We start from the raw sequence: 16597 nt of genomic DNA, 5'->3' as shown, positions 1-16597 counted from the left end.
CTAGAACTCCCTCACCATTTCGACAAAATACGAGTGCACGCGCGCGTCGCCGGTCAGCTCCGGATGGAAGGACGTCGCGAGCAGCGGTCCCTGTCGGACCGCGACGATCCTACTCCCAGCTTCGGTCCGGCCCAGCACCTCGACGTCCGGCCCCACCGACTCGACCCAGGGCGCGCGGATGAACACGGCCCTGATCTCCCCGCGCCCGGCGAAGTCGAGATCGGCCTCGAAGGAGTCGACCTGGCGGCCGAAGGCGTTGCGGCGGACCACCATGTCGATGCCGCCGAGGGTCTCCTGGCCCTCTACGCCGCCCTCGATCCGGTCGGCCAGCATGATCATCCCGGCGCAGGAGCCGTAGGCGGGCATGCCCTCCTTGATCCGCAGCCGGATCGGTTCGAGCATCTCGAAGGTGACGGCGAGCTTCCACATCGTGGTCGACTCTCCGCCCGGGACGACCAGCGCGTCCACCGCGGCGAGCTCCCCCGGGCGGCGCACCGGGACGGCGGTCACCCCCGACTCCTCCAGCGCGCGGACGTGCTCGCGCACGTCGCCCTGCAGGGCGAGCACGCCGATCTTGGGTGCGGACGTCACGGTTTCCCCTTCTGTGGTGACCAGTTCAGGGTATGGCCACGGCCTCCCCCGCCCAAAACGCGGTCATGTCCGTCCCAGGGAGTGCCTGACAAATGCTGCCCGTCGCGAGCGTGGATCCAGGTGGATGCATCGCAAGGCGGAGGAGGCCATAGCGGAGCTATGGGCGACGACGACAACGCAACGAGGCGCCGCCTGGGCCACGCGCAGCAGGGCCATGATTTGTCAGACACGACCCAGCTTGGCCAGGGCGGGCAGGGCGCTCTCGATCGCTGAGCGCTCCTCGGGGGTCAGCGCGCCGAGCCTGCCGGAGAGATAGGCGATGCGCGCCCGCCGTACGGCACGCAGGCGGTCGCGGCCCTCGTCGGTGAGCTCGACGGTGCGCACCCGGGCGTCGGAGGCGTCGGTGCCCCGCGCCACCAGGCCCGCCTCCTCCAAGCGGTTGACCTGCACGCTCATCGTGGGGAGCTGCACTCCGTGCTCCTCGGCGAGCTCGGTCATCCGGCGGGGCGCCTCCTCCAGCGAGCCGAGCACGGAGTACTGCTGGGCGGTGACCGGCTGTCCCGCCGTCGTACGGCGCAGCAGCATCACGAGGTGACGCAGCTCACGCGACAGGTGCTCGGCGAGCCGCCCGGTGTCGTCGGTCGTCATAGCGGGTCACGATAACCGCCGCCGGGGACGACGCGCGCGGCGTCTCCGGGAGGACGACTCCCGGGAGACCTTCCTGCGACGGCTCCTGCCGGAGGAGCCCGGAGCCACCCGGGGACGACGCCGCCGTACGGCCGCGCCGGGTCAGGGGCGCTCGGTCTCCTGCCGGATCGTGTCCTCGGCGGTGACGCCCGCCGTCCGGGCCGCGCTCGGCGGGGAGAACGGGCGCAGGTAGGTCTGCTGGACGCCGGGCACCCGGTCCTCGACGACGAAGGTGGCCCTGGTGCAGGCCTCGGCGCCCGGGACGCTGACCCGGGGCACCACCCTGAAGTCGGCGGTCATCGCCTCCCGCTCGACGCGGGTCAGGACGTAGCCGCGCTGGTCGTTGTAGAACCTCAGGTGCGGGTTGATCCGCAGGAAGGGGTGGTCGGCGGGGTCGGAGTCGGCTCCGTCGCCGGTGGTGCTGACGGAGGTCGTGACCAGCTCGGACCCGACGGTGGGCCCGGCCGGGTCGTCGTAGTCCAGCTTCAGGTCGCTCGCCCAGTGCGCGTGCACGTCGCCGGTGAGCACGACGGGGTTGCGCACGCCGGCGTCCACCCAGCCCTGGGTGATGCGCCTGCGGGAGGCGGCGTACCCGTCCCAGGCGTCCTGGCTGGTGCGCGTGCCCGGCCCGGCGTCGCTGTCGCGCCGGGCGAAGAACACCTGCTGGCCGATGACGTCCCACCGCGCCGCCGAGCGCCGGAAGCCGTCGAGCAGCCAGGCCTCCTGCTCGGCGCCGGTGATCGACCGCTCCGGGCCGGCCGACTCGGGGCAGTCCTTGTACCCGTCGCCGCAGGCCTGGTCGTCGCGGTACTGCCGGGTGTCGAGCAGGTGGAAGGTCGCCATCCTGCCCCATCCGACCCGCCGGTAGAGCCGCATTCCGGCGCCGCACGGGACGGAGGTGCGGCGCAGCGGCATGTTCTCGTAGTAGGCGCGGAACGCGGCCTCCCGGCGCTGCCCGAAGGCGGGCCGCTCCCCCGGATGCGCCGGCGTCTCGCCGGCCCAGTTGTTGTCCACCTCGTGGTCGTCGAAGACCACGAGCCACGGCGCGGCGGCGTGGGCCGCGCGCAGGTCGGGGTCGGTCTTGTACTGCGCGTGCCGCCTGCGGTAGTCCGCCAGGGTCACCGTCTCCGGCCCTTCGTGGTCGCGCACGTTGCCGGTGGGGGCGACGTAGGTGTCCCTCGCGTACTCGTACTGGTAGTCGCCCAGGTGGAGGACCAGGTCGGGGTGGTCCTCGGCGAGGCGGCGGTAGGCGGTGAAGTAGCCGTGCTCGTACTGGGCGCACGAGACGAACGCCATCGTCAGCGGGCCGCCGAACGACGCAGGGTCCGGGGCGGTCAGCGCCCGGCCGGTCGGCGAGAGGTGGGGCCCCACGCGGAAGCGGTACCAGTACTCCCGGCCGGGCCGCAGACGGTCCACCTCGACGTGGACGCTGTGCCCCCACTCGGGGCTCGCGTCCGCCACGCCCGCCCGTACGACCCGGCGGCAGTACTCGTCGTCGTAGACCTGCCACCGCACGGGGACGACGATCGGCGGCATGCCGCCCAGGCCGTCCTCGGCCAGCGGCCGCGGGGCGAGGCGGGTCCAGATCACGAAACCCGCGGGGTCGGGGTCGCCCGAGGCCACCCCGAGTGTGAAGGGGTCGGAGCACAGGCCGCGTGCGGCCGCCCCGGCCTCCGCGCCGGGCGTGGAGGACGACGGCGTCGGGGGCGGGTCCGCCGAGGCGGGCGCGGGGATCGCGGCGGCGAGGCCCGTGACGAGGCCGGTCACGAGGAAGGTGCGGCGATCGAGGCCGGGCAACTGGGCTCCCTGGGACGATCAGCGGGTCGGACGCCCGCGGCCCGGCGATCGATCGGGTGGCACCGATCGGCGTGGCGGGCGACGGCCCGGCGACGTCAGCGCCCTGCCGCCCGCTGCCGGACACCGCCGCGCAGATCTCCGGCACACAGATCTACGGCCGCACAGATCTACGGCCGCACAGCAGAACGCTCGGCCGGGACGTCCCGACCGAGCGAATCGCCTTACCGCCGGTCACCCGCGGCCGACACGCCGCCGCCAGGAGCCTTTTTACTTTCCCGGGAACGCCGTGCGTTCCGGCCGTGCCTACCAGCCGCGCTCGGCGAGGCGGTGCGGCACCGGGATGTCGTCGACGTTGATGCCGACCATCGCCTCGCCGAGGCCCCGGGAGACCTTGGCGATCACGTCGGGGTCGTCGTAGAAGGTGGTGGCCTTGACGATGGCGGCGGCCCGCTTGGCGGGGTCGCCGGACTTGAAGATGCCCGAGCCGACGAACACGCCCTCGGCGCCGAGCTGCATCATCATCGCGGCGTCGGCGGGGGTGGCGATGCCGCCCGCGGTGAACAGCACCACCGGCAGCTTGCCGGTCTTCGCGACCTCGGCCACCAGCTCGTACGGCGCCTGCAGCTCCTTGGCCGCGACGAACAGCTCGTCTTCGGGCAGCGAGGTGAGGCGCTTGATCTCGCCCCGGATCTTGCGCATGTGGGTGGTGGCGTTGGACACGTCGCCGGTCCCGGCCTCGCCCTTGGAGCGGATCATGGCGGCGCCCTCGGTGATGCGGCGCAGCGCCTCGCCCAGGTTGGTGGCACCGCACACGAAGGGCACGGTGAACTGCCACTTGTCGATGTGGTTGGCGAAGTCCGCGGGGGTCAGCACCTCGGACTCGTCGACATAGTCGACGCCCAGCGCCTGGAGCACCTGGGCCTCGACGAAGTGGCCGATCCGGGCCTTGGCCATCACGGGGATGGACACGGCGCCGACGATGCCCTCGATCATGTCGGGGTCGCTCATCCTGGACACCCCGCCCTGGGCGCGGATGTCGGCGGGGACGCGCTCCAGCGCCATGACGGCGACGGCGCCGGCGTCCTCGGCGATCTTGGCCTGCTCGGGGGTGACGACGTCCATGATGACCCCGCCCTTGAGCATCTCGGCCATGCCCCGCTTCACGCGGGCGGTGCCGACGGCGGCGTTCTCGTTGACTTCGGGGGCGCTGCTGGACACGGTGCTACCTCACGACGGCGGGCCTACGGATTCCTCTCCATGGTAGGTGCTGGCCGCTCCCGAGCCCGCAGTGCCCGCCTGTCGAAACCGATCACGCCGTTTGTCCGTCAGGTCGAAACCCGCCAGGACGGCCGGCGCGCGGCCGCGAGGTCACGGCGCGACGGGCTTGCGCGACGCGAGCACCACCCAGACCTGGCCCCGGGCGAACGGCATCGGCTTGCCGTCGGCCATGGTGTAGACGGTGCCCTCCTTCTCCGAGGCGCGCGACCACTTGACCCGGTACGCCTGGCCGTCCCGCAGGACCACCCCGGTGCCCTTGCCGACGGTGTGCACGAGCGGGGTGTAGCTCCCGGTGAAGTCGTGGAACTCCGAACGGTCGGTCTTCACCCATTGCACGACGATCGTGGGCGCGCCCTGCTGGCCGCCCTCGGCGGCCATGTCCTTCTCGCCGTCCTGCGTGACCAGCCAGCGCTTCTGGTCCTCCGACCAGGTGAAGGCGAAGCGCGCGGCGGGGTAGCGCACGTTGACCGTCTTCTGCGGCGTGCCCCCGGCGGGCGGCTCGTCGGAGAAGACGAACCCGATGTCCTTCGCCCTCGTCGCCTGCGGCGCCTTGGCCAGCAGCTTCCGGGGGCTGCCGACCAGGTTGTACGGCGCGACCCGGCCGGGCGCGCGGACGTACGCGCCGGGCGCGCGGCTGTCGGACACGTCGAACAGCGACGCCTTCTGGACGAAGGGGATCATCTTCGTCTGCACGCCGGAGTAGGCGAGGGCGGGCTTGCCGAACACCGGCAGGATGTGCAGGTCGGAGATCCGGGCGCTGCGGACCGGCCCCACCTGCGCGGGGAGCTTGGAGGAGAAGATCGCCATGAGCCGGGTGAGCCCGCCCTCGACCTGCTCGACGTAGACGACGTCGGCGCTGCGCAGGCCGATCTGCGGCTTGCCCGCGTGGGTGTTCTCGATCTTCACGGCGAGGACCGGCCTGCGGGTGGCGACCGGGCGTCCGGTGAAAGGGTGTTCCGGAGGCGCGGTCGGCGACGGCGAGGCCACCACCGGGCTCGCGCCCTCCGACTGGGCGGCGGGCTTGTCGTCACCCGAGCACGCGGCCCCGGTGAGGACGACCGCCATGGCCAGTGTGAAGCCGATCCCTGCCCGCACCGTCCCGCTCCTCCCGGTGGAGAGCCCCCGTCACCGGGCATGACGCGACCGGCACGCGGACCGTCGCCCAGCATGGCAATGAAACGGCATGAGCTTACCGGGAATACCCCTAATGCCCGTCAAATAGCGACTATGCGGCCATCAGGGCGTCCGGGGGCTCGTCGTCGATGTCGAAGAACCGGGGCGGGTCGGTGTGCCCGGCGAGGTGCAGCGCGCGGGCCAGCCAGCGTCGCTGCGCCGTACGGGTGACCGCGGCGGCGTTGTTGTAGAACCGGCGCGAGTAGACGACCTTGGCGACCGCCGTGTCCAGTTCCTCCAGCAGCGCCTCCCCCGTGGGGTGCTCCGCCAGCTTCTCGCGGAACCGCTCCTGGTCGACGACCACGCGCAGGGCCCGCGACAGGTCGCTCTCGGCGTGCTCGCGCTCGTCCGGACCGGCCGTACGGGCCTCGTGGGCCGCCGCGGCGAGCACCAGCGAGGTGGCGGGGTCGAGGATGCGCGAGCCGGCCAGTTCCAGGCAGACCGCCGCGCGGCGCAGCAGCGCGGCGTCGAGGGCGGCCTGCGCGGTCTCCAGGCGGATGTGCAGCCGGTCGAGCCGCCCGGCCCGCCAGGAGACGTAGACGGCGAACAGCACGACGGCCACGAGGGCCACGGCCACCACGATGATCAGGGTCGAGGTCATGGCAGCGCGTCCTCCACGACTCCCGCCTCCGCGTGGGCGACCGTCTCGTACACGCGCACGACCTCCCGCGCGACCGTCGACCAGTCGTACTTCCACACGGCCTGACGGGCCTCGTCGGAGAGCTTGGCCCTGCGCCCGGGGTCGTCCAGCAGCCGGGCCGCCTCCCGGGCCAGGGCGGCGGGGTCGCCGGTGGCGAACAGCGCCCCGGCCTGCCCCTCGCCCAGCACGCGCCGGAAGGCGGGGATGTCGCTGGCGAGGATCGGCGCCCCGGCCGACATGGCCTCGGTGAGCACGATGCCGAAGCTCTCCCCGCCCAGGTTGGGCGCGCAGAAGACGTCGACGGAGTGGTAGGCGCGCACCTTGTCGGCCTCGCTGACCATGCCGAGCAGCCCGACCCGGTCGCGGTACTGCCTGGGTACCCGGCCGAGCACGTCGTCGGCGTCCCCCGGGCCCGCGACCAGCAGCCGCAGCGCGGGCCGCTCGGCGGCGAGCACGGCGAACGCCTCCAGCAGCACGGGCAGGCCCTTGCGCGGCTCGTCCATCCGCCCGAGGAACCCGATCACGTTGCCGTCCGGGCCCCAGCCCGGCAGCGGCTCGCCCTCGGCGTACCGGCGCACGGTCACGCCGTTCGGGATCAGCACCGCGTCGCCGCCGAGGTGCTCGACCAGTGTCTTGCGGGCGGCGTCGGAGACCGCGATCCTGCCCGTGATCTTCTCCAGCGCGCTCTGCAGCATCGGCGCGGCCACGGACATCGCCCGCGAGCGCTCGTAGGAGGCGTGGAACGTCGCCACGATCGGCCCCTTGGCCACCCAGCAGGCGAGCACCCCGAGTGACGGCACGCCGGGCTCGTGCACGTGCAGCACGTCGAACCCGCCCTCCCTGATCCACTTGCGCACCCGGTTCGCCGACAGGAAGCCGAACGCCAGGCGGGCCACCGAGCCGTTGTACGGCACGGGCACGGCGCGGCCGGCGGAGGTCACGTACGCCGGCAGTTCGGCGTCGTCGGCGGCGGGGGCGATGACGGACACCTCGTGCCCGTCCTCGATCAGCGCTTCGGCGAGGTCCCTGATGTGCGCCTGCACGCCCCCGGGAACCTCCCAGGTGTACGGGCAGACGATGCCGACCTTCACGACCCGGCCCCGGCGGGAGGCTCGGCTGGGGGCTCGGCGTCGTCGAGCCAGACGCGCTGGAGCATGTGCCAGTCCTCCGGGTGCTCGGCGATGCCCTTCTCGAAGACCGCCGCCATGGCCTGGGTCATGACGGCGACCTTCTCCTGCCGGGTCCCCTCGGACGGCACCGGCACCTCCTCGTGCACCCGGATGCCCCAGCCGTCGTCCTCGAACCACAGCACGGCGGGCAGCAGCGCGGCCCCGGTCTGGACGGCCAGCAGCGCGGGCCCGGCGACCATCCGGGTCCGGGCGCCGAAGAACTCGACCTCGATCCCGCGTTCGGTCAGGTCGCGTTCGGCGGGCAGGCAGACGGGGCGGCCCGCGCGCAGGCGCTTTGCGAGCGTGCCGAACGCCATGGCGCTGCCGCCGCCCTTGGCGGTGAGCGGCAGCACCTCCATGCCGAGGCTCTCGCGGTAGGCCACGAACCGCTCGAACAGCGACTCCGGCTTCAGCCGCTCGGCCACGGTGGTGAAGGGGTGGCCCATGTGCACCAGCCAGGCCCCGCCGAGGTCGTAGTTGCCCATGTGGGGCAGCGCGATCACCACTCCCCTGCCCCGGGCGAGGTTGTCGAAGATGTTCTCGGCCCCGATGAACCGGGTGCCGTCGAGGATCCGCTCGCGGGTGTAGGCGGTGAAGCGGAACGACTCCATCCAGTACCTGAAGTAGGAGCGCATGCCCGCCCGGCTCAGGTCCCGTACGGCGGGGTCGCCGGGGTCCGCGCCGACGACCCGGGCCAGGTTGACCTCCAGGCGGCGCACGGACCGGCCCCGCCTGCGCCACAGCCGGTCGGCGAGCACCCGGAAGAACCAGGCGGCCGTCCCCTCCGGCACGTGGCGCACCACGGCCCAGCCGGCGGCGTACGCGGCCGCGACCGCCCGGTCGGCGAGCGGCGTCCCGCCGCGCCGCGGAGGCCGCGGGGGTGGGCCGGGCGGGCCGCCCGTCTCGCTCATCTGTCCACCGCCTGTCTGTAGACGTGCACCATCCGCTGGACGACCGTGACGGCGCTGGCCGCCGCGAGCAGCCAGAGCCCGGCCGCCAGGATGTACGGCACGCCGAGGCCGGACAGGCCGGCCGCGACGAGCACGACCACCAGGCGCTCCCCCCGCTCGGCGATGCCGACGTTCGCGGTCATGCCGAGCCCCTCGGCCCTGGCCTTGGCGTAGGAGACCAATGCTCCCGCGGCCAGGCAGAAGAGCGCGACGGCCGCGAGGACGATCTCGGGCTCGTCCTCGAGGACGAAGTAGAGGATCAGCCCGGAGAAGATGGAGGCGTCGCCGAGGCGGTCGAGTGTGGAGTCGAGGAAGGCGCCCCACGTGCTCCCCTTGCCCGTCATCCGGGCGAGGACCCCGTCGAGGGCGTCGGCGAGCACGAAGAACGTGATGACGAGTGATCCCAGGAACAGATGCCCGGTCGGGTAGAAGACGAGGGCCGAGGCCACCACTCCGAGCGTGCCGATCGTGGTGATCACATCGGGCGAGATCCCGCGGCGGGCGAGGGCCCGTCCCAGGGGGGTCATGACTCGGGTGACGGCGGGGCGCAGGATGTTCAACATCGCCGTCCGATCGTAGGCCATCGAGGGCCGCCGCACCTCGCAAGCACATTCGCCGAAAAGTCTTGTGATATGCGCCACATGGGTAAAGGGTGAAGAGCACGCGCCCGCAGGACCGCACGGAGATGACGCGGAGGTGAACCCCGTCGTGTGGTCATGAGAGGGCGGGCCCCGGGCGCGGGACAGCGACGGCACGAGCGGCCGGCGCGGGGCGCGTCCGTGCGCCCCCTCCCCGCCGCTCCGAGATTCGGGAGGCGATGTGGCCGAAAGATCATCCGGCGCGACAACAGGGGCCGCGGGCAGGGCACCCGTGGCCGATCGGCCGGACATGGTGCGCAATGTCGTGCTGGTCGGCCATTCCGGAGCCGGGAAGACGACCCTGATCGAGGCGCTGCTCGCGGAGACGGGCACCGTACAGCGCCCCGGGCGGGTCGAGGACGGCACGACGGTCAGCGACTTCGACGAGGTGGAGGTGCGCCAGCAGCGCTCGGTGAACCTGTCGGTCGCGCCCGTCGTCCACAACGGCATCAAGATCAACCTGTTGGACACCCCGGGGTACGCGGACTTCATCGGCGACCTGCGGGCCGGGCTGCGCGCCGCGGACGCCGCGCTGTTCGTCGTCTCGGCCGTCGAGGGCGTCGACGGGCTCACCCGGATGATCTGGGACGAGTGCGCGCTCGTCGGCATGCCGCGCGCGGTGGTGATCAGCAAGATCGACCACCAGCGGGCCAACTTCGACGAGGTCCTCGCCACCTGCCAGGACGCGTTCGGCGACGGCGTGGCGCCGCTCTACCTGCCGGTGGACGGCACCGGGCTGCTCGGCCTGCTGTCGCAGCGGCTGTTCGACTACGGCGGCGGCCGCAGGACCGAGCGGGAGCCGGGCCCGGACCAGCTCGCGCTCATCGAGCAGTACCGCGGCGACCTCATCGAGGGGATCATCCAGGAGAGCGAGGACGAGTCCCTGATGGACCGCTACCTCTCCGGGGAGACGATCGACACCAAGGTGCTCATCGACGACCTGGAGAAAGCGGTGGCCCGGGGCAGCTTCTACCCCGTGCTCGCCACCGCGCCCGGCGTCGGCACGCTGGAGCTCCTGGAGATCGTCACGCAGGGCTTCCCCTCGCCCCTGGAGCACCCGCTGCCGCACATCACCGGGATCGACGGCAAACCCTGCAAGGAGATCACCGCCGACCCGGACGGCCCGCTGGTGGCGGAGGTCGTCAAGACGACCAGCGATCCGTACGTCGGGCGGATCAGCCTGGTCCGGGTCTTCTCCGGCACGCTGCGGCCCGACATGACGGTCCACGTCTCCGGCCACGGCCTCGCCGACCGGGGCCACGAGGACCACGACGTCGACGAGCGGGTGGGCGCGCTGTCCTCGCCCCTCGGCAAACTGCAGCGGACGGTGGGCAAGTGCGCCGCCGGGGACGTCTGCGCGGTCGCCAAGCTGTCGCGCACGGAGACCGGCGACACGCTCTCCGGCAAGGACGAGCCGCTGCTGGTCGAGGCGTGGACCATGCCCGACCCGCTGCTGCCGGTCGCGATCCGGGCGAAATCGAAGGCCGACGAGGACAAGCTGAGCCAGGCCCTCGGCCGCCTCGTCGCCGAGGACCCGACGCTGCGGCTGGAGAACAACGCGGAGACCCGCCAGCTCGTGCTGTGGTGCATGGGCGAGGCGCACTCCGACGTCCTGCTCGACCGCCTGGCCAAGCGGCACGGCGTGGAGGTCGAGAAGGTCGGCCTGCGGGTGCCGCTGCGCGAGACGTTCGGCGGCCGGGCGCAGGGCATGGGGCGCAACGTCAAGCAGACCGGCGGCCACGGGCAGTACGCCATCTGCCACATCGAGGTCGAGCCGCTGCCGTCGGGCGGCGGGTTCGAGTTCGTCGACAAGATCGTGGGCGGGGTGGTCCCGCGGCAGTTCATCCCGTCGGTCGAGAAGGGCGTGCGGGCGCAGATGGAACGCGGGGTCGTCGCCGGCTACCCGATGGTCGACATCCGCGTCACGCTCTACGACGGCAAGGCCCACTCGGTCGACTCCTCCGACATGGCCTTCCAGATCGCCGGCCAGCTCGCGCTCAAGGAGGCCGCCGCCAAGGTGGCCACGCACCTGCTCGAACCCGTGGACGAGGTCGCGGTGCTGGTGCCCGACGACTACGTCGGCGCCGTGATGTCCGACCTGTCCTCACGCCGGGGCAGGGTGCTCGGCACCGAGCCGGTCGGCACGGGCCGCACGCTGGTGCGCGCCGAGGCCCCGCAGCTGGAGATCACCCGGTACGCCGTCGACCTGCGCTCGCTGTCCCACGGGACGGGCACGTTCACCCGTTCCTTCCTGCGGTACGAGCCGCTGCCCGCGCACCTGGTCGACAAGGTGGCCGCGACGGGCGAGCACTAGGGACGCACCGGGACGGCGCTCCGGCGACGGCCGGACGACGACCGGACGAGATCGACAGGGACGCCCGGCGGCACGCCTCCCGCCGCCGGGCTCCCCCACCGCCGCCGTGCCCGTATCGGCTTGGCCTCACCGCAGCGCCCGTACCGGCTCGGCTCGCCGGCGCGCCCGGACCGCGCAGCGCCGGACAATCGCGCCCGAACCATCCGCCCGAACCGGTGCGGGCCGTACGGATGTCACCAATCCGCCTCAGAACCATTCCCCCGCGTCCCGGCGGCCCTTCGCTGGGCCGGAACGGGCCGCGTCCCCTCCGGACGGGCCGTTCGCGCAGCTCATCCATGCCGCCGGGTTTGACCGAACAGCCGCTCGGGGAGCCTCACGACGTGTCAGGCGTCACATCCGCATCACAAGTGCGTTTCTTTTTTTCTGGCTAAACCGCTCTTAAGCCGATGTAAGACTGGTCGCCGGACTTACCGGCAAATCGGAGGGGCAGCCACGTGACCGAGCGGAGACAGGTCGTCCGCCCGTTGATCGCCACCACCGTCATCGCCGCCGCCGCCGTCGGCGCCGCCTACGCGTTCGGCCCCGGGGCCCAGGCCGAGAAGGTCGGCAGCACGGCGAACGCGAAGGACGGGCGGCACCAGGTGGTGAAGGCGGAGACGCTGACGGCGACGGGCGCCTGCGCGACCAGCGCGAAATATCCCAAGCGCCAGCTCCGCGGGGTGTGGATCGCGACCGTGCACAACGTCGACTGGCCGTCCAAGCCGGGGCTGTCGCCCGACCGGCAGCGGGCCGAGTATCTGAGGATCCTCGACAACGCGGTGAAGCGCCGGCTGAACGCGGTGTTCTTCCAGGTGCGTCCCGCCTCGGACGCGATCTACCGCTCGTCGCTGGAGCCCTGGTCGCAGTGGCTCACCGGCACGGCCGGCCGGGACCCGGGCTGGGACCCGCTGCCGTTCCTCGTGGAGGAGGCCCACAAGCGGGGGCTGCAGTTCCACGCGTGGTTCAACCCCTACCGGGCGGCCGACTCGGCCTCCGCGAAGCTGCCCGCCGGGCACCCGGCGCGGCTGCACCCCGACTGGGTCGTCAAGCACGAGGGCAAGCTCTACTACAACCCCGGGCTGCCCGAGGTGCGCGACTGGGTCACCAAGGTCGTGACGGACGTCGTGCAGCGGTACGACGTCGACGGCGTCCACTTCGACGACTACTTCTACCCCTACCCGGGCCGGGGCACGAGGTTCGCCGACCAGGCGGCGTACAAGAAGTACGGCAAGGGCCTGAGCCTGGCCGACTGGCGGCGGCGCAACGTCAACGACCTCGTCGCCCAGATCTCGGACGCGGTCCACGCGGCGAGGCCGTACGCCGTCTTCGGGATCAGCCCCTTCGGCATCTGGCGCAACAAGGCCGAGGACCCGGCGGGGTCGGCCACCAAGGGCATGTCGGCCTACGACTCGATCTACGCGGACGCGAAGGCGTGGATCAAGAAGGGCTCCGTCGACTACGTGATGCCCCAGCTCTACTGGCCCCGGGGCTTCGCCGCCGCCGACTACACCGTCCTCGCCAAGTGGTGGGCCGACGCGGTGAAGGGCACCGACGTCGACCTCTACATCGGCCAGGCGCTCTACCGGGTCGGCGCCACCGACACCCCGGCCTGGACCAAGGCCGGTGAGCTGCCCGCGCACCTCACGCTGAACCGGAAGCACCCGGAGATCTCCGGCGACGTCTACTTCAGCGCCGCCCAGCTCGTGCGCAACCCCCTGGGCGTGCTCGACCGGATCGTGAAGGAGCACTACACGCGGCCCGCGCTGCCGCCGGTGCTCAGGCCGGGGTCCACCTCCGCGCCGGCCGCGCCGCGCGGGGTCAGGGCCGCCTCCGGGACGCTGACGTGGCAGGCCCAGCCGGGCGCGCAGGCGTACGCGGTGTATCGGGTGACCGGCAAGGACGCCTCCTGCGCCACGGCCGACGCGCGCAACCTGCTCGCCGTCGTGCCGGCCTCCGCCGCGCCGCAGTACGCCGCGGCGGGCTCCGGCGCCTACTACGTCACCACGCTCGACCGTCTCGGCAACGAGAGCGCCGCCACCCCGGCGACCTGACCCTGCCTGCCTTCTCGGGGCCGCCTGGCCGAGGTTGCCCGTACCCGGCCTCCCGGCCCCGCCGCGGGCGTCGTTCCGCGCCGAGGGTGGCCCCGCCGGGCAGGACTCCCGAGTCCCTGCTCGCGCACGGAGGGACGGGCCGCCGATCGAGGCGCCCGGGACGGACCGAGTCGCTGCGCGGTCGTCCACGGGTCCGGTAGCGTGGTCGCGAGTTTTCCCAAGATCATGTAGGGGCCTGGGGGTCGCCGGTGAGTGGCACGTGGGTGAGACGCGCGCTCGTCGCCGTCGTGTTCGGCGTGTCGGTCGTGACCCTCGCGCCCGCGGCGGCCGCGTCCGCCGGGCTCGCCGGGCTCGCGGCCGCACCCGATCAGAGGCCCGACCAGAGGCCCGATCAGTGGTCCGGCCAGCGCGGGACGGCGGCCGGCGAGCGGGTGGTGCTGGTCGGGATCCCCGGTCTGATGTGGAGCGACGTCACCCCGGAGGACACCCCCGCGCTGTGGCGGCTCGCCGGTGAGTCCGCCATCGGGTCCCTGTCTGCCCGGACCGTGCGCAAGGACGGCACCTGCCCCTACGACGGGTGGCTCACGGTCTCGGCCGGGGTGCGGTCGGCGGTGGGGGGACGCTGCGGCATGGCGCCCACGCCCGAGGCGAGCGGCCAGGGCGCGGTGGTCCCCGAGTTCTCCTGGCTGTGGGAGGTGCGCGAGCAGGACGACGCCGGAACCCTCGGGCAGGCCCTGCACACGGCCGGGCGGACCACGATGGCCGTCGGCCCGGGCGCGGCGCTCGCGCTGGCCGACCGCGCCGGGCGCGTGGACGTCTACGCCGCCGACGTCGCGCAGGCCGCGGAGTGGACCCGGGCGGACGTCGTCGCGGTGGAGATCCCCGACCTGATCGCACCCTATGTCTCGGCCGACCGGCTGAGCGAGGTGCCGGAGGCGGTGTCTCCCCAGGCGCGCAGGGCGGCGGCGCGGTCGGCCGACGCGAAGCTCGGCTCGGTCCTGCCCCGCCTGGGGCAGGCGACGGTGCTGGTGGCGGGCGTCGGCGACCACGGGCCGGTGCCGCACCTGCGGGTGGCGATGCTGCGCGGCCCGGCCATGAACGACCCGGCCACAAGCGGCCCTGCCACCACCGGCCCGGGCGGCGCGGGTGCGGGCGGGCCGGGACGCACGCTCGGCGCCAGATCCACCCACCGGGACGACATGGTCATCCTGCCGGATCTCACCGCCACGATCCTCGCCCGGGCCGGGGTGGCCGCTCCCCCGAACGTCGTCGGCGTCCCGGTCGAGACGCACGGGACCGGCGGCGGGAGCCTCGCCGAGGGCGTGGCGGCCCTGCGGACCGCCGACGTGGCCGGGCAGACGATCAGGAACACCACCGGCGCCTTCTTCACCACCCTCGCCGTGCTCCAGGTGCTGTTCTATCTGACCGCGTTCCTGCTGCTGCGCCGCCGCGACCGGCTGCCGGCCGTACGGTCCGCGGCCGTGGCGCTGGCGGCGATCCCCGCCTCGACCTATCTCGTCAACCTCCTCCCGTGGGCCCGTACGGCGCAGCCCGTGCTCACGCTCTTCGCCTCGATCGCGGCCATCGCGGCGGCGCTGACCCTGGCGGCGCTCGCCGGGCCGTGGCGGCGCGGCGTGCTCGGGCCGCTGACCGTGATCGCCGCGGTCACCGCGGCCGTGCTGCTCGGCGACCTGCTGACCGGCACGCCCCTGCAGCTCAACAGCCTGATGGGCTACACGGGAGTGGTCGGCGCCCGTTACTACGGCCTGGGCAACATCCCCTTCGCGTTGCTGGCCACGGCCGTGCTGCTCGTGACCACCGCCGCCGCGGACCGGCTGGTGCGGTCGGGCCGCAAGGCCGTCGCGGTGGCCCTGATCGCCGTGCTCGGAGCCTTCGCGATGCTGCTCGACGGCTGGCCCGGCGTGGGCAGCGACTTCGGCGGCGTGATCGCCTTCGTCCCCGGCATCGCGGTCACCGCGATGCTCGTCGCGGGCAGGCGGGTGTCGGTCGTCAAGCTGGGCGCGTTCTGCGCGGCGGGCGGCGTGCTGGTGATGACGATCGCCTACCTCGACTACCTGCGTCCCCCGGCCAGCCAGACCCATCTCGGGCGGTTCGCCGGCCAGGTCGCCGACGGCACGTTCCTGCCGGTGATCTCCCGCAAGCTCGGGGCGATGCTCGCCACGCTGCTCAGCCCCAACCTTATGCCGGTGGTGATCGCCGCCTTCGCGTTCCTCGTCTTCGCCCTGCTGCGGCCCGGGACCGCCAGCGCCGGGGTGCTGCCGATCGCGTTCGAACGGGCGCCCACGCTCAAGGCGGGCCTGCTCGGCGCGCTCGTGAGCGGGGTGGTCGGCATGCTCGTCAACGACTCCGGCGCCGCCGTGCTGTCCATGGCCCTGGCCCTGGCCGTACCGCTCGTGCTCAGCGCGGGAATCCGCGCCCTGCAGTACGGCGAGCCCGCCCCGGCCGCCGCCGCGCCGAGCCCCCCGGCGAGCCTGGCGGGCTGAGCGGGCGCCGGGCGGGACCCTCGGTCCGGGACCGGGTGCCTCGGTCGGGCCCGCGCGCGGCTCCGTGGCCGGGGCGTGGTCAGGAGGCGGCGGGCCAGGCGCCGGCGAGCAGGTCGCGGGTGTCGCGCAGAAGCTGCGGCAGGACCCTGGTGTGCCCGACCACCGGCATGAAGTTGGTGTCGCCGCCCCACCGGGGCACGACGTGCTGGTGGAGGTGGGCGGCGATGCCCGCGCCCGCCACGCCGCCGAGGTTCATGCCGACGTTGAAGCCCTGCGCCCCGCTCGCCTTGCGCAGCGCCTGCGTGGCGCGCTTGGTGAACTCGGCGAGCTCGGCGGTCTCGGGCCCGTCGAGGTCGGCGTAGTCCGACACGTGCCGGTACGGGCAGACCATCAGGTGCCCCGAGTTGTACGGGTAGAGGTTGAGCACGGCGAACACGGCCGATCCCCGGGCCACGATCAGCCCGTCCTCGTCGGAGAGCTTGGGGATCTCGCAGAACGGGCAGCCGTCGTCCGCGCCGGACCCGGTGGGCTTGTTCTCGCCCTTGATGTAGGCCATCCGGTGCGGAGTCCAGAGGCGCTGGAAGTTGTCGGGAACCCCGGCGCCGGCCTGCTCGATCGGCTCTGAATCCACGTCCGCGATCTCCTCGCTCCCGATGTCCCGAGGCGCTGCCGCCTGTGCCGGAACGCTCCGGTGGCACTTCGCGCACCGGCACGCCTGCGGCACCGTGCGCCGGCATGCCTTCAGCACTGTGCACCAGCGCGCCTT

Annotated in this window: 13 protein-coding genes; 3 read left to right on the top strand and 10 right to left on the bottom strand. The window is 73.0% G+C overall.

Annotation, left to right across the window (positions count from 1 at the left end):
- The 9 genes from pdxT to pgsA form a co-directional block, all read right to left on the bottom strand.
- Window positions 1-591 (bottom strand): pyridoxal 5'-phosphate synthase glutaminase subunit PdxT, encoded by a 591-nt coding sequence (gene pdxT / locus F5972_RS30880; protein WP_150938612.1) that lies wholly within the window; start codon window positions 589-591, stop codon window positions 1-3.
- 222 nt (window positions 592-813) lie between these two features.
- Window positions 814-1239 carry a MarR family winged helix-turn-helix transcriptional regulator gene (locus F5972_RS30875; RefSeq protein ID WP_150938610.1) on the bottom strand — a complete coding sequence of 142 codons (426 nt, stop codon included), beginning with the start codon at window positions 1237-1239 and terminating at the stop codon, window positions 814-816.
- Window positions 1240-1380: 141 nt separating this feature from the next.
- The gene (locus F5972_RS30870; RefSeq protein WP_150938608.1) at window positions 1381-3075 is read right to left on the bottom strand and encodes an alkaline phosphatase D family protein; all 1695 of its coding nucleotides are present in this window, start codon (window positions 3073-3075) and stop codon (window positions 1381-1383) included.
- Between the two features lie 303 nt (window positions 3076-3378).
- On the bottom strand, window positions 3379-4293 hold the full coding sequence (gene pdxS / locus F5972_RS30865; protein ID WP_150938606.1) for a pyridoxal 5'-phosphate synthase lyase subunit PdxS: 915 nt from the start codon (window positions 4291-4293) through the stop codon (window positions 3379-3381).
- A gap of 150 nt (window positions 4294-4443) precedes the next feature.
- Window positions 4444-5448 carry a DUF3048 domain-containing protein gene (locus tag F5972_RS30860; RefSeq protein ID WP_150938604.1) on the bottom strand — a complete coding sequence of 335 codons (1005 nt, stop codon included), beginning with the start codon at window positions 5446-5448 and terminating at the stop codon, window positions 4444-4446.
- Window positions 5449-5578: 130 nt separating this feature from the next.
- Window positions 5579-6127 carry a hypothetical protein gene (locus tag F5972_RS30855; protein WP_150938602.1) on the bottom strand — a complete coding sequence of 183 codons (549 nt, stop codon included), beginning with the start codon at window positions 6125-6127 and terminating at the stop codon, window positions 5579-5581.
- On the bottom strand, window positions 6124-7257 hold the full coding sequence (locus F5972_RS30850; protein WP_150938600.1) for a glycosyltransferase family 4 protein: 1134 nt from the start codon (window positions 7255-7257) through the stop codon (window positions 6124-6126). The genes F5972_RS30855 and F5972_RS30850 overlap by 4 nt, the downstream gene beginning before the upstream one ends.
- Window positions 7254-8246 carry a phosphatidylinositol mannoside acyltransferase gene (locus F5972_RS30845; protein WP_150938598.1) on the bottom strand — a complete coding sequence of 331 codons (993 nt, stop codon included), beginning with the start codon at window positions 8244-8246 and terminating at the stop codon, window positions 7254-7256. The genes F5972_RS30850 and F5972_RS30845 overlap by 4 nt, the downstream gene beginning before the upstream one ends.
- Complete coding sequence (gene pgsA / locus F5972_RS30840) at window positions 8243-8848, bottom strand: phosphatidylinositol phosphate synthase (protein WP_150938596.1); 606 nt, start codon at window positions 8846-8848, stop codon at window positions 8243-8245. The genes F5972_RS30845 and pgsA overlap by 4 nt, the downstream gene beginning before the upstream one ends.
- 256 nt (window positions 8849-9104) lie before the next feature.
- On the opposite strand from pgsA, the gene F5972_RS30835 reads away from it, so the two are divergent.
- The 3 genes from F5972_RS30835 to F5972_RS30825 all read left to right on the top strand — a co-directional run bounded on the left by F5972_RS30835 (window position 9105) and on the right by F5972_RS30825 (window position 15831).
- The gene (locus F5972_RS30835) at window positions 9105-11237 is read left to right on the top strand and encodes an elongation factor G-like protein EF-G2 (RefSeq protein WP_150938594.1); all 2133 of its coding nucleotides are present in this window, start codon (window positions 9105-9107) and stop codon (window positions 11235-11237) included.
- A gap of 494 nt (window positions 11238-11731) precedes the next feature.
- A complete protein-coding gene (locus F5972_RS30830; protein ID WP_150938592.1) occupies window positions 11732-13327 on the top strand; it encodes a glycoside hydrolase family 10 protein in 1596 nt (531 codons plus the stop codon).
- A 263-nt stretch (window positions 13328-13590) separates the two neighbouring features.
- A complete protein-coding gene (locus F5972_RS30825) occupies window positions 13591-15831 on the top strand; it encodes a hypothetical protein (protein ID WP_150938590.1) in 2241 nt (746 codons plus the stop codon).
- Between the two features lie 79 nt (window positions 15832-15910).
- Here the strand turns inward: F5972_RS30825 and F5972_RS30820 are convergent, their stop codons facing one another.
- A complete protein-coding gene (locus tag F5972_RS30820) occupies window positions 15911-16462 on the bottom strand; it encodes an HIT family protein (RefSeq protein ID WP_225312046.1) in 552 nt (183 codons plus the stop codon).
- Window positions 16463-16597 lie beyond the last annotated feature (135 nt).

Origin of the sequence: Microbispora cellulosiformans, assembly GCF_008728085.1 — a bacterium.
Taxonomy (GTDB): domain Bacteria; phylum Actinomycetota; class Actinomycetes; order Streptosporangiales; family Streptosporangiaceae; genus Microbispora; species Microbispora amethystogenes.
Note: the sequence above shows the minus strand (reverse complement) of the source record. Positions and strands in the feature narration are given on the sequence as shown.